The organism is Halococcus salsus, from assembly GCF_009900715.1.
Taxonomy (GTDB): domain Archaea; phylum Halobacteriota; class Halobacteria; order Halobacteriales; family Halococcaceae; genus Halococcus; species Halococcus salsus.
Genome location: NZ_JAAAJC010000001.1, coordinates 131009 through 154505 on the forward strand (window position 1 = coordinate 131009; position 23497 = coordinate 154505).

The 23497-nt window shown below is 67.4% G+C and carries 35 protein-coding genes and 1 tRNA gene; 33 read left to right on the top strand and 3 right to left on the bottom strand.

Features of this window, described 5'->3' with window-relative positions:
• Positions 1–142: 142 nt before the first annotated feature.
• The 6 genes from GT355_RS00640 to GT355_RS00665 are packed head-to-tail and all read left to right on the top strand — an operon-like array spanning position 143 to position 6730.
• On the top strand, positions 143–1375 hold the full coding sequence (locus tag GT355_RS00640) for a PstS family phosphate ABC transporter substrate-binding protein (protein WP_160132717.1): 1233 nt from the start codon (positions 143–145) through the stop codon (positions 1373–1375).
• Positions 1376–1416: 41 nt separating this feature from the next.
• Positions 1417–2499 (top strand): phosphate ABC transporter permease subunit PstC, encoded by a 1083-nt coding sequence (gene pstC / locus GT355_RS00645; RefSeq protein WP_160132718.1) that lies wholly within the window; start codon positions 1417–1419, stop codon positions 2497–2499.
• The gene (pstA, locus tag GT355_RS00650; protein WP_160132719.1) at positions 2496–4061 is read left to right on the top strand and encodes a phosphate ABC transporter permease PstA; all 1566 of its coding nucleotides are present in this window, start codon (positions 2496–2498) and stop codon (positions 4059–4061) included. Before pstC ends, pstA begins: the two co-directional genes overlap by 4 nt.
• A gap of 2 nt (positions 4062–4063) precedes the next feature.
• Complete coding sequence (gene pstB, locus GT355_RS00655; protein WP_160132720.1) at positions 4064–5050, top strand: phosphate ABC transporter ATP-binding protein PstB; 987 nt, start codon at positions 4064–4066, stop codon at positions 5048–5050.
• Positions 5050–5718 (top strand): phosphate signaling complex protein PhoU, encoded by a 669-nt coding sequence (phoU, locus tag GT355_RS00660; protein WP_160132721.1) that lies wholly within the window; start codon positions 5050–5052, stop codon positions 5716–5718. Before pstB ends, phoU begins: the two co-directional genes overlap by 1 nt.
• Before the next feature lie 10 nt (positions 5719–5728).
• On the top strand, positions 5729–6730 hold the full coding sequence (locus tag GT355_RS00665; protein ID WP_160132722.1) for a phosphate signaling complex PhoU family protein: 1002 nt from the start codon (positions 5729–5731) through the stop codon (positions 6728–6730).
• 17 nt (positions 6731–6747) lie between these two features.
• On the opposite strand, the gene GT355_RS00670 is transcribed toward GT355_RS00665, so the two are convergent.
• Positions 6748–7560 (bottom strand): helix-turn-helix transcriptional regulator, encoded by an 813-nt coding sequence (locus GT355_RS00670; RefSeq protein ID WP_160132723.1) that lies wholly within the window; start codon positions 7558–7560, stop codon positions 6748–6750.
• A 275-nt stretch (positions 7561–7835) separates the two neighbouring features.
• Here GT355_RS00670 and GT355_RS00675 point away from each other — a divergent pair, with 275 nt between their 5' ends.
• The 4 genes from GT355_RS00675 to GT355_RS18425 all read left to right on the top strand — a co-directional run bounded on the left by GT355_RS00675 (position 7836) and on the right by GT355_RS18425 (position 9948).
• Entirely contained in the window at positions 7836–8279 is a 444-nt protein-coding gene (locus GT355_RS00675) for a DUF4870 domain-containing protein (RefSeq protein WP_160132724.1), read from the top strand.
• A 7-nt stretch (positions 8280–8286) separates the two neighbouring features.
• Positions 8287–8868 carry a hypothetical protein gene (locus GT355_RS00680; protein ID WP_160132725.1) on the top strand — a complete coding sequence of 194 codons (582 nt, stop codon included), beginning with the start codon at positions 8287–8289 and terminating at the stop codon, positions 8866–8868.
• Positions 8865–9740, top strand: coding sequence for a hypothetical protein (locus GT355_RS00685; RefSeq protein WP_160132726.1), 876 nt, complete (start codon positions 8865–8867; stop codon positions 9738–9740). Before GT355_RS00680 ends, GT355_RS00685 begins: the two co-directional genes overlap by 4 nt.
• 79 nt (positions 9741–9819) lie before the next feature.
• Positions 9820–9948, top strand: coding sequence for an AbrB/MazE/SpoVT family DNA-binding domain-containing protein (locus GT355_RS18425; RefSeq protein WP_275690144.1), 129 nt, complete (start codon positions 9820–9822; stop codon positions 9946–9948).
• 95 nt (positions 9949–10043) lie between these two features.
• Here GT355_RS18425 and GT355_RS00695 read toward each other — a convergent pair whose 3' ends face one another.
• Together GT355_RS00695 and GT355_RS00700 are read right to left on the bottom strand one after the other, a co-directional pair.
• Positions 10044–10268, bottom strand: coding sequence for an AbrB/MazE/SpoVT family DNA-binding domain-containing protein (locus GT355_RS00695; RefSeq protein ID WP_160132727.1), 225 nt, complete (start codon positions 10266–10268; stop codon positions 10044–10046).
• A gap of 200 nt (positions 10269–10468) precedes the next feature.
• Positions 10469–10539: transfer RNA gene (locus GT355_RS00700), tRNA-Gly, on the bottom strand.
• Positions 10540–10730: 191 nt separating this feature from the next.
• On the opposite strand from GT355_RS00700, the gene GT355_RS00705 reads away from it, so the two are divergent.
• Genes GT355_RS00705 through rpmD form a run of 23 tightly spaced genes read left to right on the top strand, consistent with a single transcriptional unit; the run spans position 10731 to position 23488 of the window.
• Entirely contained in the window at positions 10731–11555 is an 825-nt protein-coding gene (locus tag GT355_RS00705; protein WP_160132728.1) for a putative RNA uridine N3 methyltransferase, read from the top strand.
• Positions 11556–11572: 17 nt separating this feature from the next.
• Positions 11573–12583 carry a 50S ribosomal protein L3 gene (locus GT355_RS00710; RefSeq protein ID WP_120072920.1) on the top strand — a complete coding sequence of 337 codons (1011 nt, stop codon included), beginning with the start codon at positions 11573–11575 and terminating at the stop codon, positions 12581–12583.
• Positions 12580–13317, top strand: coding sequence for a 50S ribosomal protein L4 (gene rpl4p / locus GT355_RS00715; RefSeq protein ID WP_160132729.1), 738 nt, complete (start codon positions 12580–12582; stop codon positions 13315–13317). The genes GT355_RS00710 and rpl4p overlap by 4 nt, the downstream gene beginning before the upstream one ends.
• Positions 13314–13565, top strand: coding sequence for a 50S ribosomal protein L23 (locus tag GT355_RS00720; RefSeq protein ID WP_007695859.1), 252 nt, complete (start codon positions 13314–13316; stop codon positions 13563–13565). Before rpl4p ends, GT355_RS00720 begins: the two co-directional genes overlap by 4 nt.
• Position 13566: 1 nt before the next feature.
• Complete coding sequence (locus tag GT355_RS00725) at positions 13567–14280, top strand: 50S ribosomal protein L2 (RefSeq protein WP_120072916.1); 714 nt, start codon at positions 13567–13569, stop codon at positions 14278–14280.
• Between the two features lie 2 nt (positions 14281–14282).
• Complete coding sequence (locus tag GT355_RS00730) at positions 14283–14705, top strand: 30S ribosomal protein S19 (RefSeq protein WP_120072914.1); 423 nt, start codon at positions 14283–14285, stop codon at positions 14703–14705.
• Positions 14706–14720: 15 nt separating this feature from the next.
• The gene (locus GT355_RS00735; protein ID WP_120072912.1) at positions 14721–15188 is read left to right on the top strand and encodes a 50S ribosomal protein L22; all 468 of its coding nucleotides are present in this window, start codon (positions 14721–14723) and stop codon (positions 15186–15188) included.
• Complete coding sequence (locus GT355_RS00740; protein ID WP_160132730.1) at positions 15188–16288, top strand: 30S ribosomal protein S3; 1101 nt, start codon at positions 15188–15190, stop codon at positions 16286–16288. The genes GT355_RS00735 and GT355_RS00740 overlap by 1 nt, the downstream gene beginning before the upstream one ends.
• Positions 16288–16518, top strand: a complete 231-nt coding sequence (gene rpmC, locus GT355_RS00745; protein ID WP_120072909.1) for a 50S ribosomal protein L29 — start codon at positions 16288–16290, stop codon at positions 16516–16518. Before GT355_RS00740 ends, rpmC begins: the two co-directional genes overlap by 1 nt.
• Positions 16518–16826 (top strand): ribonuclease P protein component 1, encoded by a 309-nt coding sequence (locus GT355_RS00750; protein WP_160132731.1) that lies wholly within the window; start codon positions 16518–16520, stop codon positions 16824–16826. Before rpmC ends, GT355_RS00750 begins: the two co-directional genes overlap by 1 nt.
• Positions 16817–17248, top strand: coding sequence for a 30S ribosomal protein S17 (locus GT355_RS00755; RefSeq protein WP_160132732.1), 432 nt, complete (start codon positions 16817–16819; stop codon positions 17246–17248). The genes GT355_RS00750 and GT355_RS00755 overlap by 10 nt, the downstream gene beginning before the upstream one ends.
• Positions 17248–17646 carry a 50S ribosomal protein L14 gene (locus tag GT355_RS00760; protein ID WP_120072904.1) on the top strand — a complete coding sequence of 133 codons (399 nt, stop codon included), beginning with the start codon at positions 17248–17250 and terminating at the stop codon, positions 17644–17646. Before GT355_RS00755 ends, GT355_RS00760 begins: the two co-directional genes overlap by 1 nt.
• A gap of 7 nt (positions 17647–17653) precedes the next feature.
• Positions 17654–18013, top strand: coding sequence for a 50S ribosomal protein L24 (gene rplX, locus GT355_RS00765; RefSeq protein WP_160132733.1), 360 nt, complete (start codon positions 17654–17656; stop codon positions 18011–18013).
• Complete coding sequence (locus GT355_RS00770; protein ID WP_160132734.1) at positions 18006–18788, top strand: 30S ribosomal protein S4e; 783 nt, start codon at positions 18006–18008, stop codon at positions 18786–18788. The genes rplX and GT355_RS00770 overlap by 8 nt, the downstream gene beginning before the upstream one ends.
• Entirely contained in the window at positions 18785–19303 is a 519-nt protein-coding gene (locus GT355_RS00775) for a 50S ribosomal protein L5 (protein WP_160132735.1), read from the top strand. Before GT355_RS00770 ends, GT355_RS00775 begins: the two co-directional genes overlap by 4 nt.
• Positions 19300–19491, top strand: a complete 192-nt coding sequence (locus tag GT355_RS00780; RefSeq protein ID WP_007695838.1) for a 30S ribosomal protein S14 — start codon at positions 19300–19302, stop codon at positions 19489–19491. The genes GT355_RS00775 and GT355_RS00780 overlap by 4 nt, the downstream gene beginning before the upstream one ends.
• Entirely contained in the window at positions 19488–19880 is a 393-nt protein-coding gene (locus GT355_RS00785) for a 30S ribosomal protein S8 (RefSeq protein WP_120072896.1), read from the top strand. Before GT355_RS00780 ends, GT355_RS00785 begins: the two co-directional genes overlap by 4 nt.
• Before the next feature lie 4 nt (positions 19881–19884).
• The gene (locus GT355_RS00790; protein WP_160132736.1) at positions 19885–20433 is read left to right on the top strand and encodes a 50S ribosomal protein L6; all 549 of its coding nucleotides are present in this window, start codon (positions 19885–19887) and stop codon (positions 20431–20433) included.
• Positions 20423–21355, top strand: coding sequence for a 50S ribosomal protein L32e (locus GT355_RS00795; RefSeq protein WP_160132737.1), 933 nt, complete (start codon positions 20423–20425; stop codon positions 21353–21355). Before GT355_RS00790 ends, GT355_RS00795 begins: the two co-directional genes overlap by 11 nt.
• Entirely contained in the window at positions 21348–21815 is a 468-nt protein-coding gene (locus GT355_RS00800) for a 50S ribosomal protein L19e (protein ID WP_160132738.1), read from the top strand. Before GT355_RS00795 ends, GT355_RS00800 begins: the two co-directional genes overlap by 8 nt.
• Positions 21815–22396, top strand: a complete 582-nt coding sequence (locus GT355_RS00805; RefSeq protein ID WP_160132739.1) for a 50S ribosomal protein L18 — start codon at positions 21815–21817, stop codon at positions 22394–22396. Before GT355_RS00800 ends, GT355_RS00805 begins: the two co-directional genes overlap by 1 nt.
• On the top strand, positions 22389–23024 hold the full coding sequence (locus GT355_RS00810) for a 30S ribosomal protein S5 (RefSeq protein WP_120072887.1): 636 nt from the start codon (positions 22389–22391) through the stop codon (positions 23022–23024). Before GT355_RS00805 ends, GT355_RS00810 begins: the two co-directional genes overlap by 8 nt.
• Entirely contained in the window at positions 23024–23488 is a 465-nt protein-coding gene (rpmD, locus tag GT355_RS00815) for a 50S ribosomal protein L30 (protein ID WP_160132740.1), read from the top strand. The genes GT355_RS00810 and rpmD overlap by 1 nt, the downstream gene beginning before the upstream one ends.
• The last annotated feature ends 9 nt before the right edge of the window (positions 23489–23497 follow it).

Here is a 23497-nt window from a genome sequence, read left to right on the forward strand (position 1 = left end):
GCCCGCTCGGTTCTGTATCGAACGATCCATATGGACGCGAACGGACCGAGGTATAGCGGTATAGAGACGAATATACTGGTACAAGCTACAATATATATAGAATTCGAAAATACTATATTGTTATCACGGTCATCATCTGGCGATGACGCGAGAATTCACACGGCGGGATGCCATCGCCACGATCGGAGCCGGGGGAGCCGTCGCACTCGCGGGGTGTTCCGGGGGTTCGAACGGGAGCAACGGTAGCAACGGCAGCGGCGGGGGCAATCAGAGCGGGGGTAACTCGTCCGGTGGGAGCAACTCGTCCGGCGGGAGCAGCCAACAGGCGAGCCAGCCCCTGACCGCCGACGGGTCCTCGACGGTCTACCCGATCACCAGCAACGGCGCGTCGGTCTGGAACTCGAACCCACCGGCGGGCGACGAGGACTACTGGATGCCGAGCGACTACGGCATCGAGACCGACCTGCCGATGGCGAGCTACTTCGCGAGCGCGTACGGCCTCGACGGGGGCGACAACCAGGGCCAGCCACCGTACCTCGTCAACGTCGGTCTGAGCCACTCGGGCACCGGCATCGAGAAGCTGATGAACGGCCAGGTCGACATCGGCGACGCGAGCGCGACGGCCAAGGAGGAGCTCCCGGACGCCGACAAGTCGACCCTCGACAAGTTCGTCGACCACGTCGTCGGCGTCGACGGCCAGCCGATCATGGTCAGCCAGGCGGTCTACGACGCTGGTGTCGATACGCTCACCGGCCAGGAACTCAAAGGGATCTACAAGGGCGACATCCAGGAGTGGAGCGAGGTGGAAGCCTACAGCGGTCCCGAGAAGGAGATCCAGGCGATCTGTCGCTCGGAGGGGTCGGGGACCGACACCTCGTTCCGCTCGAACCTCTACGGCAGCGCCGATGCTCCGATAGACGGTTGTGACGCCCGGATCGGCCAGAATCAGCAGGTTCGGACCACGGTCCTCAACTCCGACAACGCGATCGCCTACGCCGCGCTCGCGTTCGTCGGCGGCCAGGCACCCGCGATCTCGCTCGAACTCGACGGGACGACCTACACGCCCGGCGAGAACCTCGGCGAGAGGGGCTACCCGCTCGCCCGCGACCTGCACTGCTACACCTGGCAGGACACCTCGCAGAAGGAAGCCGCCTTCCTTCGGATGCTTCTCAGCCCGTACGGTCAGGAGAACTTCGTCGAGGCGAACGACTACTTCATGCTGCCGGACTCCCGGATCCAGGAGGAACTGGGCAAGCTTCCGGAGCCGACCGGCGACTTCAACCTCGGTAGCGCACCCAACTCCAGCTCGAACGGTTCGAGCAGTTCGAGCAGTTCGACGGGTACGACCGGCATGCCCGGGACGACCAGCGGTTAAGCGGCTCATACCGACTCAATGTTTTTCATGAACGGAGCACAATGTCGACGATAGACGAACTCAGACAGTCCCTCGGCGCGTCCGATACGGAGGAGTCGACCGACTGGAGCGCGCTCGTTGCCGGCGGTATCGGACTGGTCTGCCTGCTCGGGGCGTTCGGGAGCTTCCTCCTCAATACGGGCCTCACGGCGGTGTTCCTGCTCGGATTGGTGCTGGTGGTCGCCTACGGGTGGTACGCCCACCAGGCCGAGACCGCGAAGAGCCTCACGTTCGTCGCGACCGCGTCGACGATCGTGACGATGGGGCTGATCGTCGTGTTCATCTTCCGGGAGGCGCTGCCGATGATCCAGCAGGAGGGGTTGAGCCTCGTGATAGACACCTCCCCGCCGCTGTGGGACACCAGCGACGCGGTGTACTCGCTCACCCCGCTGATGTGGGGGACCTTCGTCACCACGGTCATCGCGATGGCGATCGCCGGTCCGCTCGGCGTCGCCGGCGCGCTCTTCATCTCGGAGATCGCGCCGGGCTGGCTTCGGGAGGTCGTCAAGCCCGGCATCGAGATCCTCGCCGGGATCCCGTCGATCGTCTACGGGTTCCTCGGGCTCACGGTCATCAACACCTACTTCGCCGACAGCGATATCCTCGGGCTCGCGGGGCTCGGGAGCCTCTTCGCCGTCGGCTTGATGATCGGGCTGATGGCGCTTCCCACCGTGGTCTCGGTCGCCGAGGACGCGCTCGCGAGCGTCCCCGAATCGATGAAGAGCGGTTCGCTCGCGCTCGGCTCGACCGACTGGCAGACGATGACCGACATCACGATCCCGGCGGCCTTCTCGGGCGTCTCGGCCGCGGTCCTGCTCGGCGTCGGGCGGGCGATCGGCGAGACGATGGCCGCGACGGTGATGCTCGGCAACATCGTCGAGTTCCCCGACCCGATCTACGACGTCTTCGGGAACTCGATCACGCTCACGAGCGCGATCGCGAGCCAGTACGGTGACGCCGGCGAAGTGCAGCTCACGGCGCTCTTCGCAGCCGGCGTCGTGCTGTTCGTGACCGTGCTCGCCATCTCGGTCGGCTCGCAGGTCATCGAGGCACGCATGGAACACAAACTCGGAGGCCAACAATGAGCGACGCCTACGACCGACAGCTCGTCAGCGAGGACACGACCACGTTCGAGCGGTTCTGCGGTGGTATCGTCGGCGTCAGCTTCCTGCTGTTCGTCTTCGGGCTGACCACCCTCTTTCAGGTCGCGAGCCTCGATACGCGGATCCTCGGGCTCGAACTGGTCCAGTTCTTCGGCCTCGGGCTGACGGTCGTCGGTGTCACCGTGCTCGCGGTCGGCGCTGCGTCCCGGACCGATACCGTCGACACCATGCCGGGCGATACGTCGGGCATCGGCGTCGCGGTCGGTTTCGGGTTGATCGGGGTCGTCATCGGCGGTCTCACCGCCTCCCAGACCTTCGGGCTGGGGCTCGTCGGCTGGCTGCTCGCCGCCGCCGTCCTCGGCGGAGCGATGGCCGCGGTCGCGCTGTTCACCCGCGAGGACGTCGGCTCGACGGTGCTCCCCGGCGGCGTCGCCATCGCGATCGGGATCGTCCTCCTGTTCGAGGTCATCGGCCCGGAGTGGTCGTGGGCCCCCGGTGACTTCTCGGCGACGTTCAACGCCCTGGTCGTCGTCGCCGTTCTGGTCTCGTTCTCGAGCCTGCTCCTCACCTGGACCGGCGCGAAGGCGTACGCCGGCTTCGGGAGTCGTGGTCGGCAGAACGGGGCCTACCTCCTGATCGGGCTGAACGCGATCACGATGATCGCCATTCTCCTGTTGCTCGTGGTCTTCGTCTTCTCGAAAGGGTGGCCGGCGCTCACCCGGGGACTGCAGATCGGCCCCGGACTCAACCTCGACATCCCGTTCCTCATGAACGTCTCGCAGGGGATCTACGTCGACGTTCCCGGCGTGCTCCCGGCGATCATGGGGACCGTCTGGATCATCATCGGCGCATCGCTGTTCGCCATCCCGCTCGGGGTCGGCGCGGCGATCTTCCTCACCGAGTACGCCGAACAGGGCAAATTCACGCGGGTCGTCGAGATCACGACCAACGGCCTCTGGAGCACTCCGAGCGTCGTCTTCGGGCTGTTCGGCTACGCCTTCTTGGTGCCCCGCTTCGGCAACAACCAGTCCCTCCTCATCGCGATGCTGGTGCTCGGCTTCATGCTGTTGCCCCTGGTTGTCATCACGAGCCGCGAGGCGCTGAAGAGCGTCCCCAGCGACTACCGTGACGCGAGCGCGGCGCTCGGGGTGAGCCAGTGGCAGACGATCCGGAGCGTCGTGCTCCCGGCCGCGCTGCCGGGCGTCATCACCGGCGTGATCCTCGGCATCGGCCGGATCGCAGGCGAGACCGCCCCGCTCATCCTCGTGCTCGGGGGGACACCGTTCCCGAGCACGGTCCCGCGGGTGATCGAGGGCTTCGAGTTCACGGCGGCACCGCCGTTCATCTCGAACGACGTGTTGCTCCAATCGACGAGCGCGTTGCCCTACCAGATCTACGCGAGCATCACCGCCGGCGTCGGGACCCAGGACGCACAGGCCTTCGGCTGGGGGACGGCGCTCGTCCTCCTGCTGGTCGTGCTCTCCTTTTATCTGGTCGGGATCATCGCGCGAAAATACTTCAGCAGGAAACTACGGAGCGACTGACAATGAGCAAGACAACCGAAGAACACGACGAGACGGCGGAACAAGCCGAACAACAACCCGATTCGACGTCGACATCGGGGTCGGGAACCCCACGCGGGTCGGCCACCGGGGGTCAGGGATCGACGTCCCGCACGACGGTCTCGGGCGAGACCGCGGAGGAAACCAAGGAGGAGTGGGTCACCTACGAGTTCGACGGCGAGGCGAAGGTCACGACGACGGACCTCAACGTCCACTACGGCAACGACCACGCCATCAAGAACATCTCGATGGAGATCCCCGAAAAGAGCGTGACGGCCTTCATCGGGCCGTCGGGCTGTGGGAAGTCCACGTTCCTCCGGTGTCTCAACAGGATGAACGACCGGATCCGGAGCGCGAGCGTCGACGGCTCCGTGACGCTCGACGGCAAGGAGATCTATCAGGACGGGGCCAATCTCGTCGAACTCCGAAAGCGGGTGGGAATGGTCTTCCAGCAGCCGAACCCGTTCCCGAAGTCGATCCGCGACAACATCGCCTACGGGCCGCGAAAACACGGCGACATCAAGACCGGGCTGCTCGCCCGACTGCTCGACAACGACTCGAAGGAGAAGGAGGACGAACTGGTCGAGCGCTCGCTTCGGCAGGCGGCGATCTGGGACGAGGTGAAGGACCGACTCGACGACAACGCGCTCGGGCTCTCGGGCGGGCAACAACAGCGCCTCTGTATCGCTCGCTGTCTCGCGACCGACCCCGAAGTGATCCTGATGGACGAGCCGGCATCGGCGCTCGACCCGATCGCGACCTCGAAGATCGAGGACCTGATCGACGACCTCTCCGAGGAGTACACCGTGGTGATCGTCACCCACAACATGCAGCAGGCGGCTCGGATCTCGGACCAGACGGCGGTCTTCCTCACCGGTGGGGAGCTCGTCGAGTACGGCGACACCGACGCGATCTTCGAGAACCCCGAGAGCCAGCGCGTCGAGGACTACATCTCCGGAAAGTTCGGGTGATGGCGCGCGAACGCTATCGGGACCAGCTCGATACGCTCCGTGGCGACGTGCTGTCGATGGCGGCACTGGTCACCGACCGGCTCGAAACGGCGCTCGACACGCTCGAATCCGGCGACCACGACCGCGCTCGCGAGCTCGTCGAGAGCGACGACGCGGTCAACGAACGATACCTGGATATCGAACGCGAGTGCATCGACCTCTTCGCGCTCCAACAGCCCGTCGCCACCGACCTCCGGTTCGTCGCGGCCTCGTTCAAGATCTGCACCGACCTCGAACGCGTCGCCGACCTCGCGGTGAACCTCGCCGAGTACACGCTCGCGGCCGACGACGCCGAGTTCCCCGGGGTGGACCTCCGGGAGACCGGCGGGGTCGCGGCCGAACTCCTCGACGACGCGGTCACGGCGTACGCCGAGGAGAACGCCTGGGCGTGTCACGAGGTCGCCGACACCGACGACGAACTCGACGCGCTGTGCGAGCGGGCCGGGCGGGCGGTGCTCCGCGACCTCGTCGAGACCGAGGCCACGACGACGAGGGCGACCGACCGGCTGGTCGAGACCGTCTTCAGCGTCGCGCTCGCGCTCCGCGACATCGAACGCATCGGCGACCACGCCGTCAACATCGCCGCACGAACGCTCTACATGCTCGAAAGCGACGAATCACTCATCTGAATCACCAACCATGGAAACACGCAAAGTCCAACTCACGGGCGGTTCGACCTACACGATATCGCTCCCGAAGCGGTGGGCCGACGAACACGGGATCGAGGCGGGCCGGGAGCTCTCGCTCGAACCCAACGGCGACGCCTCGCTCGTCGTCCGGGCCACCGCCCCGCGGAACGACCGCCGGGCCACCGCCCGGATCGGGGTCGACGGCTACACCCACCCGAACCTCCAGCGGACCGTCGAGGCACTGTACACCGTCGGCTTCGACGAGTTCACCCTCAGCTCCTCGGGCGGGTTCTCGACCGCCGAACGCCGGGCGGTCACCGCCGCGACCGCGAAGCTCGTCGGGCTCGAAGTCCTCGAGGAGACCGACGCCCGGATCGTCCTGACGAACATGCTCGGCAACGACGGCGAGTCGGTTCGCCAGTCGGTGCTCCAGCTCGAATACGTCACGGTCTGGATGCACCGCAACGCCGTGACCGCGGTCGCGAACGCCGACGTCGACCGCGCCGCACAGGTCATCGAGCGCGACGACGAGGCGGACCGGCTGTTCGGGCTGGTGAACCGCCAGTTCCACCGCGCGCTCCGGAGCATGCAGGCCGTCGAACAGCTTGGTTTCGACCGCCCGACGCTGTTCGCCTACTACACCACCGCCCGCCAGCTCGAACGCGTCGCCGACCACGCCGAACGAACCGCGAGCGTGGCTCGACGGCTCGACGACCCGACGACCGTCGATTCGCTCGACGACCTCGCGACGGCCGCCCACGAGTCCCGCGAGGTGGTGACCGACGCCGCGAGCGTGCTCTTGGGAGGTGGGTCGGTCGACCAAGCCTACGACGCCTTCACCGCCCGCGACCGCCTGCTCGACGACCTCGACCCGCTCGATCGGGCGCTCCACGACGGCTCGGCCCCCGACACCTACCTCCTCGGGCTCGTGCTCGACAGCGCTCGCCGGACCGCCGAGTACGGTGGGAACATCGCCGAGGCGATGGTCCAGCTCTCGGTTCAGAACGACTGATCTCACGACCTCGACGGCTACGTATCGCCGACGAGCGCCGCCACCGACTCCAGGTCGGCGAGGTCGGCGTGGTCCGTGAGTTCGGCGGCCTCCTCGCGATAGCTCGTGTAGACCGCCTCCGCCCACTCGCGAGCGGCGGGCGCGCCGGTGTCGACGTACGTCCGGAGGAGCCCCGTCTCGTCGCCGTAGACGCCGACCCCGACCCGGTCGTCACAGAGCGTCAGCCCGAACGGGAGGTCGTCGTGGACCCGAAGCGCGAGGTTCCCGCTCGCGAAGGCGTGCTCCGCCCGCTCGGGGTTGGTTCTGAGGAGTTCCTCGACCACTTCAGGTGGAAAGACGGCGTCCGTCCGCATCCCGTCGACGATGCGCTCGTAGATCTCGTCGAGGTGGAGCGGGTTGATCGAGGCGGGATCGAGCCCGCGGAGCGTCTCGGTCTCGTTCACCAGCGACATGAATCGGCTCACCGGGCGATAGGGGTTGCCGGGTTCGGCGGTCGTCACCGTCGCGTCGGCGAAGGCCGCGACGTCGAACTGGACGTCGTGGGCGGCGGCGGCCTCCAGCACCGGCGCGACCGCCCACGCCGTCTCGATGGTCGTCTCGAACTCGGCGAGCGTCTCGGCGCTCACCTCACCAAGCGGGGTGAGTACGAACTCGCCCGCGGACCGCTCGACAAGGTCCTCGTCGCGGAGCGCCCGGGTGAACCGGTGGACCGTGGACTTCGACACCCCGAGGTGTCGTTCCAGTTCCCGCCGGTCCATCCCGCCGGTCGACCGGAGGGCGTCGAGCACCGGCGCTCGCCTGACGAGGTCGATGAGCCGTTCGGTCTCCATCCTCGATCGTGTGTCTCCCTCACAACGTCTTAACTGTTGCTTCAACGTGCGTTCACCGTCGAGAGAAGACCGGTCGTGACCGACCGGTGCTCGCCGCTGGGTTCGACGGCCCGACGATGCCCGAACCCGGTGGCCGTTTCACGACCTGAGACCGTCCCGTCGACTGAAACCGTACCGATCGGAGCCTATAACCAGGATCCACACTATTCTCCATCCGTCGGTGGTCGAGCGGCGGTCGTGCGTACGGCCGGAACGACCGCCGCCGGAGCAGACCAATGGCAAGCAGCACCACAGAGTTCGACGGAGAGACCGAGACGACGACCACCACGGCGGTCGAGAACGAATCCGGGTTGGACAGCAACGTCGCCGGGGCGCTCTCGTACGTCTTCGGCTTCGTCTCGGGGCTGATATTCTACCTCATCGAGAAGGAAGACGAGTTCGTTCGGTGGCACGCCGCCCAGAGCATCGCACTGTCGGCCGTCGTCGCGGTGGTCTCCATCGCACTCAGCTTCGTCGGCACGGCCATCTCCGTGGCGACGTTCAGCGGGAGTTCCGGACTCTTCCTCGTCGGGAGCCTCTTCTCGCTCGTCCTCGGGCTGGTCTGGCTCGTAGTCACCGTCGGAGCCGTCGCCGTGTGGCTCTACCTCATCGTCAGGGCCTACCAGGGAAAGACGGTCCGCCTCCCCGTCGTGGCGACCCTCGCCGACCGGTTGGTGTGAACGGGCGATGAAAGCGACCGCGCTCGACCCGTTCCTCCCGGTGACGCTCACCCCGGCCGGGACGACCGCGGACGAGCCATACCGAACACCCGCTTCCGTCGAGACCGACGGCGGATCGAACGACGAGCCCGAGTTCGCCATCTACACCGACGACCGGTACGGCTACCGGCTCGCGTACCCGGCCGACTGGTCGGTCGAACCCGACCCGTCGGGTGTCGTCCTCGAGAGCCGCCGGAGCGGTGCCGGGGCGGCGGTGTTCGTCGAGACGAGTCCGTTCGACCCCGCGGCGTGTGCCGCGACGTTCCTGGCCGAGCTCGCCAACGACGACCACGTCCACTCGCTCGAACTCCGCGGTCACCGCGAACGGGAGCCGGGGGACGACCACCAGGGTGTCGTCGTCGACTGTACCTACGTCGGGGACTCCGGCGACCGATGGTGGCTCTCGTACCTCTTCGCCAGGGACGACCGCACCGGCTACACCCTCGGGGTGGACTGGAACGATACGACCGGGTTCGAGGCGACCGCCGAGCGGATCGTCGCCTCGTTCGCGCTCGAACCGCTCGACCGATCACGGAAACCAAAGCAATGAGACGACACGCAGCTTCGACGATACTCGTCTGCCTCGTCGTCGTCCTCGCGGGCTGTACCGGCCTCGGTGGCCTCGGCGGCTCGGGGGGCGATGAAACATCGACGGCCTCGAACGCCGGGTCCGGTGGCGACGGTGGTTCCGAACCCGCTGCGAACGGGGGCGGAAACGCCACGGCCGCCGACGCGGGTTCGTCGGGCGGCTCGGCGAGCGGTTCGTCCGGCGATGCCGACACCGCTGCGGCCAGTGGTAGTAGTGATGGTAGTGATAGTAGCGGTTCGAGCGCTGGCGGCGAGAGCGACTCGTCCGGTGGTGCCGAGAGCGGCTCGTCGAACGACGGTGCGCTGGACGCCGAGGAGGAGTGGTTCAACCTCTCGAAGCCCGGTCGGTACGTCTTCGAGATCGAATCGGCCGAGGAGGGCACCGGACGGATGGCCTTCGAGGTCACGAACGTCGAGGACGGCCAGTCGACGGTGAGGACCAACTACGAGATCGGCGGGGACTCGGCCGAATCGACCGTCACGGGACCGGTCGGCGAGGTCGAGTCCCAGCTCGTGATGTCGCCGATCTACGGCTACCTCATCGCGATCCAGCTCGGCGGCATCGGGGCCGGTGCCGTCGGCGGGGGTCAGGACCTCGCGGTCGGCGACCAGTTCTCCCAACAGTCCGCCGAGGGCTCGACGAAGATCGAAGTCACCGGCACCGACTCGTACGCCGGGATCGACTGCTACGTGGTCGAGACCCGGATCAACGGCACGCTCAACCAGGAGGTCTGCACCCAGCAGGCCTTCTCCAGTGCGCCCTACGTCGCCATCTACGACGAGAACGGGACGCTCAGTCAGCGGGTCGAACTCGTGGAGTACGAGCGGAACTGACCGCCCCTTCCCACCGGCTTCGGAACCTTCCCGCTGGTTTCGGAACGGGTGGTCGACCGTCCGAGTAAGGAGGACATTGGTGCTCCGTGACGACGAAAACGAGTACGAGATGAGTGTCCACGAGGCGACCGCCACGAGCAAGGGGCAGAGAACCATCCCGAAGGCGGTCCGCGACCGGTTGGACCTCGAACGGGGCCGGGGCCCATAGCTCCTCGCGATGATCGTCGTACAGTGTCACGGCCCGCTCTCCAAGCCAGTCGTCCTCTTTGATAAGTGCGAGCAGGAAATCCACCTCGACGTAGATCACGGGCCGGCCTCGTTGAGCGCTTCGTCCAGTGCCCCCCGCTTCAGTTCCTCGACCGAAGCGTCTACGTCGCGGAACTCCTCACGGAGCGCGGCCAGTGGGTCCTCGTCGACGGGGATCAGTACGAGCCGGTCACCGCGGTCGACGAGTTCGAACCGGTCGCCGAACTTCTCTCGGAGGTGTTTCGGGAGATAGACACGGCCGTCCTCTGCGTCCGCGTCCATAGGTAAGGTAGTGGCTAAACCTATGTAAACGCTCCGCGGATAGGGTCGTTTTCCCACGATGCGGGTCGAATTGGAAACGTCCTGGACGGTCCCATTCGTCGTCACTCGTGGATCCGATAATGTATGGTGACTACAGTCCCCCGTCACAGTACTGCCGTCGCCATCACGAAGCGACTGCTCGCGGGTTACGTCGAGAGAAGTGCGCTGGCCGAGATTTGAACTCGGGTTGTGACCATGGCAAGGTCACGTGATACCACTACACTACCAGCGCCCTGCACTCTCAGTATCCCGCTGGAAGGTAAAAGCGTTCCGAATCGAATCCGAACCACCGGACGGAGACCCGCTCTACGGGGCTCGTCGCGCCCTGTGAACGCGGCGCACGCGTCCAGCGAAGCGCTATCCTTTTACGAGCCAATACGGTAAAAGCGCCACAGTCTAGTGGCACGGCGCGAAAGCGCCGGCATGACACGCAGCGTACTCGTGCCGTCATCCCTCTGTCGGGAGGCGAGCGACAAACGCGAGGCGACCCACAAGGTCGGCCTCGTGGCTCGTGCGGCCACCGTCTTCCGGGTCGACCGCGTCACGGTCTTCCCGGACGACGGTGGGAACCGACGATGGGGTGGCGGATTCGTCGCCACGGTACTCGCGTACGCCGCGACGGCCCCCTACCTCCGAAAGGAGGCCTGGGGCACGCGCGAGGAATTGGAGTACGTCGGTGTCCTGCCGCCGCTTCGCCCCGTCCCACGGACCGGCTCCGGACCACAGAGTTCGGGGTCGTTAAGACAGGGAATCGTGACCGAGGTCGGCCCTGATGGGCGCGTTCGGGTCAATTGCGGACTGCAACACCCGGTCTCGCTCGTCGTGCCTCCCGCGATGGAGGTCGGCGAGGGGGAACGCGTGACCGTCAGGATATCTTCGCGAGAACCGGTCCGCGCACGGATCGTCGACGAACCCGCACCCGGGTTCACCGTCGACCGCGCGGACCTCCCGGCGGCGCTCGGCCGTGAGGACGCCGGGCTCCGGGTCGCCACGTCACGCCACGGTGAGGCGCTGACGACGGACGGACTCGGAGCACTGGCCGGAGGGCCCGGCGACCTGACAGTCGCCTTCGGGGCCCCCGAACGAGGGCTGCCGGAAATGCTCGACATCGACGTCGCGTCGGTGACGAGCGCCGAACCGGACGGCGGGTTCGACCGCTGGCTCAACACGGTTCCGAACCAGGGCAGCGAGGTCATCCGCACGGAAGAAGCCGTGTTCGCGACCCTCGCCTGCCTGACCCTGCCGTAACAGAGGGAACACACAAGATGGTACAACCAAACAGACCACGAAAAGGCTCGATGGGCTACAGCCCGCGCAAGCGTGCGACCAGCGAGGTCGCGCGCTTCGGGTCGTGGCCCGACGACGACGGACAGCCCGGGCTGCAGGGCTTTGCCGGCTACAAGGCCGGCATGAGCCACGTCGTGATGATCGACGACGCGGCGAACTCGCCACGCGAGGGGATGGAACAGACGGTTCCTGTCACCGTCGTGGAGACGCCCCCGATGCGCGCGGTCGCCCTGCGTGCCTACGAACAGACCCCCTACGGACTCCGCCCGCTCACCGAGACGTGGACCGACGAGTTCCACGCGGACCTCGACAGAGCGCTCGACGTCCCCGACGGCGAATCCGACCCCGACGCGTTCGAGGAGGCCGTCTCCGAGGGCGACGTTTCGGAGATCCGCGCCATCACCCACACCGTTCCGGGTGGGATGGCGAACATCCCGAAGAAGAAACCCGACGTGATGGAGACCCGGATCGGCGGCGGCGACGTCGACGACCGCCTCGAGTTCGGTCTCGACCTCATCGCCGGCGGCGGCGAACACAACATGACCGAAGTGTTCCGCCCCGGCGAGTACATGGACGTCGCCGGCGTCACGAAGGGCAAGGGCACCCAGGGCCCCGTCAAGCGCTGGGGCGTCCAGAAACGCAAGGGCAAACACGCCCGTCAGGGGTGGCGGCGCCGCATCGGTAACCTCGGCCCGTGGAACCCCTCGCGCGTGCGCTCGACCGTCCCCCAGCAGGGCCAGATGGGCTACCACCAGCGGACGGAGCTCAACAAGCGCCTCGTGAGCGTGGGCGACGGCGACGACGCCAGCGCCGAGGGCGGCTTCGTCGGCTACGGCGAGGTCGACGGCCCCTACGCGCTCGTGAAGGGATCGCTTCCCGGTCCGGACCAGCGACTCGTTCGCTTCCGACCGGCGATCCGACCCGGAGACCAGCCGCGCCTCGACCCCGAGGTCCGGTACGTCTCGACCGCCTCCAACCAAGGACAATGAGTGTAACCAAATTCGACACCGACGGCGAGGACGCGGGCGAGGTCGACCTCCCCGAGGTCTTCGAGACGCCGTACCGCCCCGACCTCATCGCGCGGTCGGTGCGCGCCGCCCAGGCCAACCGGTCGCAGGCCCACGGGGCCGACGACTACGCCGGGATGCGTACCCCCGCCGAATCGATGGGGAGCGGCCGCGGGATGGCCCACGTCCCCCAGTCGAACGGGCAGGCGCGGCGTGTCCCCCAGGCCGTCAGCGGCCGTGCGGCACACCCGCCGAAGGAAGAACAGGACCGTTCGCAGAAGGTCAACACGAAGGAACGAAAGCTCGCGACCCGGAGCGCCATCGCGGCCACGGCCGACCCCGAACTGGTCGAAGAGCGCGGGCACGTCTTCGAGGGCGACCTCCCGCTCGTCGTGAGCGACGAGTTCGAGGACCTGGAGAAGACCCGCGAGGTCGCCGACCTCCTCGACTCGCTCGGGGTCGCCGGCGACATCGAGCGCGCCGAGGACCGGACGGTCCGCGCGGGCCGCGGGACGACCCGTGGCCGGAAGTACAAACGAGCCAAATCGATCCTGTTCGTCACGAGCGGCGAGCCCTCGCGCGCGGCGCGTAACCTCGCCGGGGCCGACGTCGCCACCGCACAGGTGGTCAACGCGGAGGACCTCGCGCCCGGCACGCAGGCGGGCCGGCTGACGATCTGGACCGAGAGCGCCATCGAGGAGGTAGCCAGCCGATGAGCGTAATGAAATACCCCTACGTCACCGAGAAGGCGATGAACGAGATGGACTACCGGAACAAGCTCCAGTTCGTGGTGGCGACCGACGCCACCAAGGCCGACGTCAAGTCGGACCTCGAGGAGCAGTTCGACGTCGCCATCACGAAGGTGACCACCCAGGTCACCCCGCGGGGGCAGAAGAAGGCGACCGTCACGCTCAGCGAGGACGACGACGCACAGGACGTCGCCTCGCGGCTGGGGGTGTTCTGAGATGGGACGACGGATCCAGGGTCAGCGACGTGGTCGCGGGACGCCGACGTTCCGTGCGCCCTCGCACCGCTACAAGGCCGAACTCTCCCACCCGACCGTCGAGGGCGATGACGTGGTCTCGGGCACGGTGGTCGACATCGAACACGACCCCGCCCGAAGCGCACCGGTCGCTGCAGTCGAGTTCGACGACGGCGACCGCCGACTCGTGCTCGCACCGGAGGGCATCGGCGTCGGCGAACAGCTCCAGGTCGGCGTCACCGCCGAGATCAAACCAGGCAACACGCTCCCGCTCGCCGAGATCCCCGAGGGGATCCCGGTCTGCAACGTCGAGAGCCACCCGGGCGACGGCGGGAAGTTCGCCCGGTCGTCGGGCGTGAACGCCCAGCTGATCACCCACGACCGCCACGCCGCGGTGGTCGAACTGCCCAGCGGCGAGATCAAACGCCTCAGCCCGCAGTGTCGCGCCACGATCGGCGTGGTCGCGGGCGGTGGCCGAACGGAGAAGCCGTTCGTGAAGGCGGGGAACAAACACCACAAGATGCGCTCGCGCGGGACGAAGTACCCCCGCGTGAGCGGTGTGGCGATGAACGCCGCCGACCACCCGTTCGGTGGCGGTGGCCGTCAGCACCCCGGCCAGCCGAAGAGCATCTCGCGGGACGCACCGCCCGGCCGGAAGGTCGGTGACATCGCCTCGCGGCGAACCGGGAGGAAGTAAACATGAGTTCGGACTACAGAACCGGCCGTGAGGGCGAGTTCACCTACCGCGGCCACACGATGGAGGAACTGAACGCGATGGAGATCGACGAGGTCGCCGAGCTGCTGCCGGCCCGCAAGCGCCGCAGCATCGAGCGCGGGCTCTCGATCGAGAAGGAGAAACTCCTCGAGAAGGCCCGCGAGGCCGACGAGGAGGACACCGCGAACGACCCGATCCGGACGCACCTGCGCGACATGCCGGTGCTCCCGGCGTTCGTCGGCAAGACCTTCGCGATCCACAACGGCCAGGAGTTCGAGCGAGTACGCATCGAACCCGAGATGCTCGGCCACTACCTGGGCGAGTTCCAGCTCACCCGGACGTCGGTCGAACACGGCCAGGCGGGCATCGGGGCGACGCGGTCCTCGAAGTTCGTACCGCTCAAATGATGGGGAACTAACACAATGGGAATCAGCTACAGCGTGGACGCGGACCCGGAGAAAACGGCGAAAGCCATGCTCCGAGAGCGCCACATGAGCCACAAGCACAGCAAGGAGATCGCCCGTGAGATCAAGGGGATGACGATCGCGGACGCCCGCGAGTACCTCGAAGCCGTCATCGACGGGACTCGATCCGTGCCGTTCCGGTCGCACAACACCGGTGTCGGTCACCGGAGCGACGTCGACGGCTGGGACGCGGGTCGCTACCCCGAGAAGGCCTCGGGCGCGTTCCTCGACCTGCTCGAAAACGTCGGCGCGAACGCCGAACACGGTGGCTTCGAGCCGGACGGTATGGTCATCAGCCACGTCGCCGCCCACAAGGTCGGCGAGTCCCAGGGTCGCAAACCCCGCGCGATGGGGCGGGCGACCGCCTGGAACACCCCCGAGGTCGACGTCGAGATGATCGTCGAAGACCAGGAGGTCGAGAACTGATGGCGACCGAACAGCAGTTCATCGAGGACGGGATGCAGCGCACCCAGATCGACGAGTTCTTCGCCGAGGAGCTGGGTCGAGCCGGCTACGGCGGGATGGAACTCGCCAAGACCCCGATGGGCACCCAGATCGTCCTCCGAGCCGAGAAACCCGGCATGGTGATCGGCAAGGGCGGCAAGAACATCCGGAAGGTCACGGCGGAACTCGAGGACCGTTTCAATCTCGACGACCCCCAGATCGACGTCCAGGAGGTCGACGAACCCGACCTCAACGCCCAGATCGTCGCCGACCGCCTCGCGAACGCCCTCGAACGTGGCTGGTACTTCCGGAAGGCCGGCCACACCACGATCGACCGGATCATGGACGCGGGCGCACGCGGTGCGGAGATCACCCTCAACGGGAAGGTGACGGGCGCGCGCTCGCGCGACGAGAAGTTCAACCGGGGCTACATCAAGCATAACGGCGAGCCCTCGAAGGACATCGTCGACCGCGGCAACGGCGTCGCGGTGATGAAGCTCGGGACGATCGGCGTCACGGTGCGGATCATCCCGCCGAACGCCGAGCTCCCCGACGACTTCCGCATCCGGGAGGACGTCGACGTCTCCGACCTCGTGCCCGAGGACATCGAGTCCGGCGACGAGGTCGACGCCCTGCTCGACGAGGGCGAGGGCGAACCCGTCGCGGGCCCCGAGGAGTCCGACTCCGAGGAGGAGTTCGAGCTCACCGACGAGGAGGCCCCCGAGACCGACGACCTCGCCGAGGAGGAGATCCTCGAAGAGGCCGTCGAGAGCGAGGAGGGTGCGTCCGAGACGTCGCCGCCGGATTCGGCGGCCGAACCCGACGTCGACGAGGACCTCTCCGAGGAGACCGAGGCCGACGCCGAGGCGCTCCTCGACGAGATGGAGTCGGTCGAAGGCCTGACCGCCATCGACGGTGTCGGCGACGCGAAGGCCGACGCGCTTCGCGAGGCCGGCTTCGAGTCGGTCGAGGACGTCCAGGCCGCGAGCGAGGACGACCTCGCCGAGGCCGAGGGCATCGGCGCGGCGTTCGCCGAACGCATCAAACAGGGTGCCGACGACCTCGTGGAGGCGGAGAACTGATGGCCATCCTCTACGCCGCGGAGATCCGCGACATGACGCCGGCCGAGCGCGAGGCCGAACTCGAGGAGCTCGAAACCGAGCTGCTCAACTCGCGTGCGGTGCAGGCGGCGGGTGGCGCGCCCGAGGACCCCGGCCGTATCGGGGAGCTCCGGCGCACCATCGCGCGGCTCAAGACCATCCGGAACGAGGAAGGCGACCTCGACGAGAACGAGGACGAGGAGGCCTCCTGATGGCGGTGACGCCGGAGACGGTCGCACGACACGAACTCTGCGGGCTCCCCGCGCGAGTGGCGGCGGCGGACGACCCGTCGCTCGTCGGGACCGCCGGTCGTGTCGTGAGCGAAACGCGATCCACCCTCCGGGTCGAGACCGACTCGACGCGGACGAAACAGGTGCCGAAGGCCGGTGCGACCTTCGAGTTCGACCTCGGGGACGGGGCCGAGTCGACCGACTCGGCGTTCGTCACCGTCGAGGGCGAACGGCTGGTCGCCCCGCCGGCACGGCGGACCGAACGGAGCAGTGATTCGAAATGGCGTTAGGACTCAACGTAGACGAACCCGAGGCGACCTGCGACGACCCGAACTGTCCGTTCCACGGCACGCTGTCCGTGCGCGGCGGGACGGTCGACGGCGTGGTCGTCTCGACGGACATGGACAGATCGGCCGTCGTCGAACGCGAATACGACGTGGCGGTCCCGAAGTACGACCGGGCGATGAAACGGCGCTCGCGGACGCCCGCGCACGCGCCCGACTGCCTCGAGATCGAGGTGGGCGAGCCGGTGCGGATCGCCGAGACCCGCCCGCTCTCGAAGACCAAATCCCACGTCGTGGTCGGTCGGATCGACACCGACCGCGACCTCGGCGCGACCAGCCTCTCGGGGCCCTCGGACGCCGAGAGCGAGGCCGCGATGAGCGACATCGAGGAGAGCGTCGCCGAGGCCGAGGACGGAGGTGAGGCCTGATGGAAGCCCTCTCGGCCGACGTCAGTCAGGGCCTCGAGAAGGGCTCGCTGGTGACGTGTGCCGACAACACCGGCGCACGCCAGCTCCGCGTGATCAGCGTCTCGGGCTACCACGGCACCAAGAACCGCCACCCGAAGGCCGGGATCGGCGACAAGATCACGGTGTCGGTGACGAAGGGGACGCCCGAGATGCGTCGCCAGGTGCTCGAAGCCGTCGTGATCCGCCAGCGAAAGCCGATCCGACGACCCGACGGCACTCGATTGAAGTTCGAGGACAACGCCGCGGTCATCGTCGACGAGAACGAGGACCCTCGGGGGACCGAACTCCGTGGGCCGATCGCGCGCGAGGTCGCCGAACGGTTCGGCTCGATCGCGAGCGCGGCAACGATGATCGTCTGAGACAACCATGAGCAAGCAACCACACAAACAACGCACACGAACGGAGCGTGCGCCGCTCCACGAGAAGCACCGACAGGTCCGTGCGACGCTCTCGGGCGACCTCCGTGACGAGTACGGCAAACGGAGCGCCCGCGTCAACGCGGGCGACACCGTGGAGGTCATGCGCGGGGACTTCGCCGGCGAGGAGGGCGAAGTCGTGAGCGTCGACCTTCGGAACACGACCGTCGACGTCGAGGACGTCACCGTCGAGACCGCCGACGGCGAGGACGTCCCGCGTTCGCTCGACGCGAGCAACCTCCGGATCACCGACCTCAACCTCGACGACTCGCGTCGCGAGGACCGACTGGAGGCCGACGACGATGAGTAAGCACCAAAAGCGACTCTCGGTGCCGAACTCCTGGCCGGTCGAGCGAAAGACCGCCACCTTCACCGTGAAGGCCACCGCCGGCCCGCACGGCGAGGACGGGGTGCCGCTCCTCATCCTGCTCCGGGACGTCCTCGGCTACGTCGACTCCCGGAAGGAGGCGCGCTACGCGCTGAACCAGGGCTCCGTGCTGGTCAACAACGAGCCCCTCAGCGACGAACAGCGGCCGATCGGGATGTTCGACATCGTCGAGTTCGCCGAGCGCGACGAGCACTATCGGGTGTTCCCCGACGAGGGCGGCCGGCTGGCGCTCACCCCGATCGACGCCGCGGACGCCGACTCGAAGCTCGGCAAGATCGAGGGCAAGCGACAGGTGCCGGGCGGCAACACGCAGCTCTCGCTCCACGACGGTCGCACCCTCGAGATCGAGGAGGGCGACTACGCCGGCAACGACTCGATCGTCGTCGACACCGACAACGAGATCCTCGCGCACTTCCCCTACGAGGAGGGCGCGCTGGTCACGGCGGTTCGCGGCCAGCACGCTGGCGAGATCGGCGAGATCGACGAGATCCAGGTCACCCCCGGGAGCTCGCCGAACAACGTCCTGGTGAGCCAGGACGACGGCGAGGGCTTCGAGACGATCGCCGACTACGTGGTCGTCATCGACGAGAACTTCGTCGAGGAGGACGACGAGGAGACCGTCACCACAACCGGCGAGGACCAGCCGGAACCCGAATCCGACGCCGACGAGGCCACCGACGGAGGTGAGGACGAATGAGCGAGGCAGCGGAGTTCCACGAGATGCGCGAACCCGTCGTCGAGAAGGTCGTCGTCCACATGGGCGTCGGCCAGGGCGGGCGCGAGCTCGCGAACGCCGAGGACATCCTCGAAGCCATCACGGGCCAGGAGGGTGTCCGGACGCGCGCGAACGCCACCGAGCCCGAGTTCGGCATCCGGCAAGGCGACCCGATCGGCGCAAAGGTCACCCTCCGTGGTGAGCCCGCCGAGACGTTCCTCGACACCGCGCTGGGGCTGGCATCGGTCTCGCGTTCGCAGTTCGACCAGACCGGCAACTTCAGCTTCGGCATCGAGGAGCACACCGAGTTCCCGAGCCAGGAGTACGACCCGAACATCGGGATCTACGGTCTCGACGTGACCGTCAACCTCACACGACCGGGCTCGCGCGTCGCGAAACGAACCAAGGTCACGCGGAAGCTGCCGAGCCGTCACCGGCTCGACACCGAGGACGCGGTGGCGTTCCTCGAAGCCGAGTACGACATGGAGGTACAATGAGCGAAAGCGAAACCGACAGCGGGAACGACGTCGAAACGGGCGAGCACACGGGGAAACGAACGGGCCAGCTCGAGGCCTGCCAGCGGTGCGGCCGCAAGCAGGGCCTCGTCGGGAAGTACAACATCTGGCTCTGCCGGCAGTGTTTCCGCGAGATCGCCCGCGGCATGGGGTTCGAGAAATACCAATGACCGACAACGACCCACTCGCCGACGCCCTCAGCGGTCTCGACAACGCCGAGAGCGTCGGGAAGCTCGATCTGACCGTCCGACCCGCCTCGAACACCATCGGCTCGGTGCTCGAAGTCATCTACGACCGGGGCTACATCTCCGGCTTCGAGTTCGTCGACGACGGCAAGGCCGGGACGTTCGAGGTCGAACTCAACGGTGCCATCAACCAGTGCGGCGTCGTCAAGCCCCGGTACTCCACCGGGGCCGACGGCTACGAGAAGTGGGAGAAGCGGTTCCTCCCGGCACGGGACTACGGCACCCTGATCGTCACGACGAGCCACGGCGTGATGAGCCACTACGAGGCCCGCGAAGCGGGACTCGGCGGGCAGGTGCTCGCCTACGTCTACTAGACCAATGACAGAAGAACGATTCACGATACCGGAGGGGGCAAGCGCCGAGACGGAGCGCTTCGACCTCACCATCTCCGGCGAGAACGGTTCCGTCACGCGGCGACTCTGGTACCCGAACGTCACCGTCGACGTCGACGGCGACGAAGTGGTCATCGAGACCGCCGCCGAGGACGCGAAGACCAACGCCATCGTCGGCACGTTCACCAGCCACATCCGGAACGCCTTCCACGGTGTCAGCGAGGGCTGGACCTACGAGATGGAAGTGTTCTACTCGCACTTCCCGATGCAGGTGCGTGTCGAGGACGATGAGGTTGTGATCCAGAACTTCCTCGGCGAGCGCGCACCGCGCCGGACGAAGATCCACGGCGACACGACTGTGGACGTCGACGACGAGCGGCTCACGCTCTCGGGTCCCAGCAAGGACGACGTCGGCCAGACCGCCGCGGACATCGAACAGCTCACCCGCGTCAGCGGCAAGGACGTCCGGGTGTTCCAGGATGGCGTCTACATCACCGAGAAACCCCAGCGGGAGGTGACCGCCGGTGGCAGCTGAGGAGCTCACCGAGGTCGACGGCGTCGGCGAGGAGAAAGCCGAAGCGCTCGTCGACGCGGGCTACGAGACGGTCGCGGACCTCGAGGACGCCGACCAGGACGACCTCGCCGCGGTCGAGGGCATCGGCGACGCGCTCGCCGCGCGGATCAAGGCCGACGTCGACGACCTCGACGTCGACGAGGACGCGGACGACGAGTCCGAAGAGGCCGAGGACGAGGCGTCCGAGGAGACCCCCGACGACCTCGCCGACGTCAGCGGTGTCGGCGAGGAGAAGGCCGACGCCCTGCGCGCGGCGGGCTTCGAGACGGTCGCGGACCTCCGCGAGGCCGAGCAGTCGGACCTCACCGCGGTCGAGGGCGTGGGCAACGCGCTCGCGGCCCGGATCAAGGCCGACGTCGGCGGGCTCGAAGTCGAGGAGGAGACCGAGGCGGACGTCGAGGACGAGACCGACACCACGGAGGACGAAGCGGTCGAGACCGAACTCGAACCGCGCGGGCTCGTGGACAAGACGCCCGACCTCGACGACGAGACCGGGCGGCTGCTGACGCGGCGTCGCCGGAAGTCGAAGCCGCAGTTCAACCGCCAGGACCACCACAAGAAGAAACGAGTGGGGACCTCGTGGCGGCGACCCCGCGGAACGCTCTCGAAACAGCGCCGCGGTATCAAGGGCAAGGGCGCGAAGGTCTCGGCTGGTTACCGAACCACCGAGGCCGTTCGCGGTCTCCACCCCAGCGGGTTCGAGGAGGTTCGCGTCGAGAACACCGACGACCTGGAGGGTGTCGACGGCGACACCCAGGCCGTGCGGATCGGGTCGTCGGTCGGCGGTCGGAAGCGCGAACGCATCGAGGAGCAGGCCGAGAGCGACGGGATCCGGGTGCTGAACCCGACCTACGTCGAAGTCGAGGTGGAAACAGATGAGTGACCTCAGCGCACAGCGCCGACTCGCCGCCGACGTCCTCGACGTCGGGGAGAACCGCGTCTGGTTCGACCCCGAGAGCCAGGGCGAGATCGCGGAAGCGATCACCCGCGAGGACGTCCGCGAGCTGGTCGCCGACGGCACGATAGAATCGAAGGACGCGAAGACGAACTCCCGCGGGCGAGCGCGCGAGCGCAACGCACAGCGTGCCGCCGGCCACCGCAGCGGCCCCGGTACGCGACGCGGGACCGCGGGCGCACGCCAGAACAAGAAGGACGCGTGGGTCTCGCGGATCCGCGCCCAGCGCCGCCGGCTGAAGGAGCTTCGAGCGGACGGCACGCTCGACCGAACCCAGTACCGCGCGCTCTACGACAAGGCGGGCGGGGGCGAGTTCGACAGCGTGGCACGGCTCGAAGCCTTCGCCGAGAACAGCTACGACATCGACATCGAGACGGAGGACGACTAATGGCCACAGGACCACGATACAACGTACCGATGCGCCGCCGGCGCGAGGTCCGGACGGACTACCATCAGCGGTTGCGCCTGTTGAAATCAGGCAAACCCCGACTGGTTGCGCGCAAGAGCAACCGCCACGTCAGGGCGCAGCTGGTGAGCCCCAGTCCCGACGGTGACGAAACGCACGCGGGCGCGAGCTCGGCGGACCTCGCCGAGTACGGCTGGGAGGCCCCCACGGGGAACCTCCCGAGCGCGTACCTCACGGGGTTGCTCGCCGGGCTGCGCGCGCGAGAGAACGACGTGAGCGAGGCGGTGCTCGACATCGGCCTCAACACCGCGACGCCCGGCAACAAGCTGTTCGCGATGCAGGAGGGCGCGATCGACGCCGGCCTCGACGTGCCGCACAACGAATCGGTGTTCGCCGACTGGGAGCGCACCAGCGGTGAGCACATCGCCGACTACGCCGAATCGCGTGACGAGCCGCTCTACTCGGGCGAGTTCGACGCGACCGACCTCCCCGAGCACTTCGAGGAGATACGACAGACCATCATGGACGAATTCGACCACGAACTCGGAGGCGACGATGAGTAGACGCGGCTGGGAGCCGCGCACACGGCTCGGCAAACTGGTCGCCGAGGAGGAGATCACCACGATGGAGGACGCCCTCAACTCGGGGCTCCCCCTGAAGGAACCGGAGATCACGGACCAGCTGCTCTCGCTCGAGGACGAGGTCCTCGACATCAACATGGTCCAGCGGATGACCGACTCCGGTCGGCGGGTGAAGTTCCGGTGTGTGGTCGTGATCGGCGACCGGAACGGCTACGTGGGCTACGCCGAGGGCCGCGACGACCAGGTCGGCTCGGCGATCCAGAAGGCCATCGAGGTCGCGAAGCTCAACATCATCAGCGTCGACCGCGGCTCGGGCTCCTGGGAGGACCGCGCGGGCGGGGTGAACTCCCTGACCCGCCGCACCAAGGGCAAGGCCGGCTCGGTCACCGTCGAGGTCATCCCCGCTCCGCAGGGGCTCGGTCTCGCGGCCGCCGAAACGGTTCGGCACATCCTCGAACTCGCCGGCGTCCAGGACGCCTGGACGAAGTCGAACGGCAACACCCGGACGACGGTCAACCTCGCGAAGGCGACGTACAACGCGCTCCGGAACGGGTCGCAGTCACGGATGCCACAGCGTGCCCGTGAGAAGCGACGCGAGGTGGTCGAGTGATGCAAGCGCTCGTGCAGGTCCGCGGCGAGGTCAACATGGAACAGGGCGTTCGGGACACCCTCTCGATGCTCAACATCCACAGCACCAACCACTGTACGTTCGTCCCCGAGACGGACACCTACCGCGGCATGATCACGAAGGTCAACGACTACGTGGCCTACGGCGAACCCAGCCCGGGCGTGCTCGCGACGGTGCTCGAAACCCGTGGCGAACCCGCCGAGGGCGACGGGGACGTCGACGACGAGTGGGTCGGCGAGAACACCGACTACGACGACCTCTCGGCGCTCGCGGAGGCGCTGCTCGCCGAGGAGACCACGCTCCAGGACGCCGGGCTCTCGCCCTCGCTCCGGCTCCACCCGCCGCGCGGCGGGCACAACGGCGTGAAACACCCGACCGCCGAGGGCGGCGAGCTCGGCAAGCACAGTTCGGACGAGATCGACGCGCTGTTGAGCGCGATGCGGTGACCACACGAC

Bases quoted from the DNA above. Each gene is read 5' to 3' on its own strand.
- GT355_RS00640 (WP_160132717.1), top strand. From the start codon at position 143: ATGACGCGAGAATTCACACGGCGGGATGCCATCGCCACGATCGGAGCC.
- pstC (WP_160132718.1), top strand. From the start codon at position 1,417: ATGTCGACGATAGACGAACTCAGACAGTCCCTCGGCGCGTCCGATACG.
- pstA (WP_160132719.1), top strand. From the start codon at position 2,496: ATGAGCGACGCCTACGACCGACAGCTCGTCAGCGAGGACACGACCACG.
- pstB (WP_160132720.1), top strand. From the start codon at position 4,064: ATGAGCAAGACAACCGAAGAACACGACGAGACGGCGGAACAAGCCGAA.
- phoU (WP_160132721.1), top strand. From the start codon at position 5,050: ATGGCGCGCGAACGCTATCGGGACCAGCTCGATACGCTCCGTGGCGAC.
- GT355_RS00665 (WP_160132722.1), top strand. From the start codon at position 5,729: ATGGAAACACGCAAAGTCCAACTCACGGGCGGTTCGACCTACACGATA.
- GT355_RS00670 (WP_160132723.1), bottom strand. From the start codon at position 7,560: ATGGAGACCGAACGGCTCATCGACCTCGTCAGGCGAGCGCCGGTGCTC.
- GT355_RS00675 (WP_160132724.1), top strand. From the start codon at position 7,836: ATGGCAAGCAGCACCACAGAGTTCGACGGAGAGACCGAGACGACGACC.
- GT355_RS00680 (WP_160132725.1), top strand. From the start codon at position 8,287: ATGAAAGCGACCGCGCTCGACCCGTTCCTCCCGGTGACGCTCACCCCG.
- GT355_RS00685 (WP_160132726.1), top strand. From the start codon at position 8,865: ATGAGACGACACGCAGCTTCGACGATACTCGTCTGCCTCGTCGTCGTC.
- GT355_RS00695 (WP_160132727.1), bottom strand. From the start codon at position 10,268: ATGGACGCGGACGCAGAGGACGGCCGTGTCTATCTCCCGAAACACCTC.
- GT355_RS00705 (WP_160132728.1), top strand. From the start codon at position 10,731: ATGACACGCAGCGTACTCGTGCCGTCATCCCTCTGTCGGGAGGCGAGC.
- GT355_RS00710 (WP_120072920.1), top strand. From the start codon at position 11,573: ATGGTACAACCAAACAGACCACGAAAAGGCTCGATGGGCTACAGCCCG.
- rpl4p (WP_160132729.1), top strand. From the start codon at position 12,580: ATGAGTGTAACCAAATTCGACACCGACGGCGAGGACGCGGGCGAGGTC.
- GT355_RS00720 (WP_007695859.1), top strand. From the start codon at position 13,314: ATGAGCGTAATGAAATACCCCTACGTCACCGAGAAGGCGATGAACGAG.
- GT355_RS00725 (WP_120072916.1), top strand. From the start codon at position 13,567: ATGGGACGACGGATCCAGGGTCAGCGACGTGGTCGCGGGACGCCGACG.
- GT355_RS00730 (WP_120072914.1), top strand. From the start codon at position 14,283: ATGAGTTCGGACTACAGAACCGGCCGTGAGGGCGAGTTCACCTACCGC.
- GT355_RS00735 (WP_120072912.1), top strand. From the start codon at position 14,721: ATGGGAATCAGCTACAGCGTGGACGCGGACCCGGAGAAAACGGCGAAA.
- GT355_RS00740 (WP_160132730.1), top strand. From the start codon at position 15,188: ATGGCGACCGAACAGCAGTTCATCGAGGACGGGATGCAGCGCACCCAG.
- rpmC (WP_120072909.1), top strand. From the start codon at position 16,288: ATGGCCATCCTCTACGCCGCGGAGATCCGCGACATGACGCCGGCCGAG.
- GT355_RS00750 (WP_160132731.1), top strand. From the start codon at position 16,518: ATGGCGGTGACGCCGGAGACGGTCGCACGACACGAACTCTGCGGGCTC.
- GT355_RS00755 (WP_160132732.1), top strand. From the start codon at position 16,817: ATGGCGTTAGGACTCAACGTAGACGAACCCGAGGCGACCTGCGACGAC.
- GT355_RS00760 (WP_120072904.1), top strand. From the start codon at position 17,248: ATGGAAGCCCTCTCGGCCGACGTCAGTCAGGGCCTCGAGAAGGGCTCG.
- rplX (WP_160132733.1), top strand. From the start codon at position 17,654: ATGAGCAAGCAACCACACAAACAACGCACACGAACGGAGCGTGCGCCG.
- GT355_RS00770 (WP_160132734.1), top strand. From the start codon at position 18,006: ATGAGTAAGCACCAAAAGCGACTCTCGGTGCCGAACTCCTGGCCGGTC.
- GT355_RS00775 (WP_160132735.1), top strand. From the start codon at position 18,785: ATGAGCGAGGCAGCGGAGTTCCACGAGATGCGCGAACCCGTCGTCGAG.
- GT355_RS00780 (WP_007695838.1), top strand. From the start codon at position 19,300: ATGAGCGAAAGCGAAACCGACAGCGGGAACGACGTCGAAACGGGCGAG.
- GT355_RS00785 (WP_120072896.1), top strand. From the start codon at position 19,488: ATGACCGACAACGACCCACTCGCCGACGCCCTCAGCGGTCTCGACAAC.
- GT355_RS00790 (WP_160132736.1), top strand. From the start codon at position 19,885: ATGACAGAAGAACGATTCACGATACCGGAGGGGGCAAGCGCCGAGACG.
- GT355_RS00800 (WP_160132738.1), top strand. From the start codon at position 21,348: ATGAGTGACCTCAGCGCACAGCGCCGACTCGCCGCCGACGTCCTCGAC.
- GT355_RS00805 (WP_160132739.1), top strand. From the start codon at position 21,815: ATGGCCACAGGACCACGATACAACGTACCGATGCGCCGCCGGCGCGAG.
- GT355_RS00810 (WP_120072887.1), top strand. From the start codon at position 22,389: ATGAGTAGACGCGGCTGGGAGCCGCGCACACGGCTCGGCAAACTGGTC.
- rpmD (WP_160132740.1), top strand. From the start codon at position 23,024: ATGCAAGCGCTCGTGCAGGTCCGCGGCGAGGTCAACATGGAACAGGGC.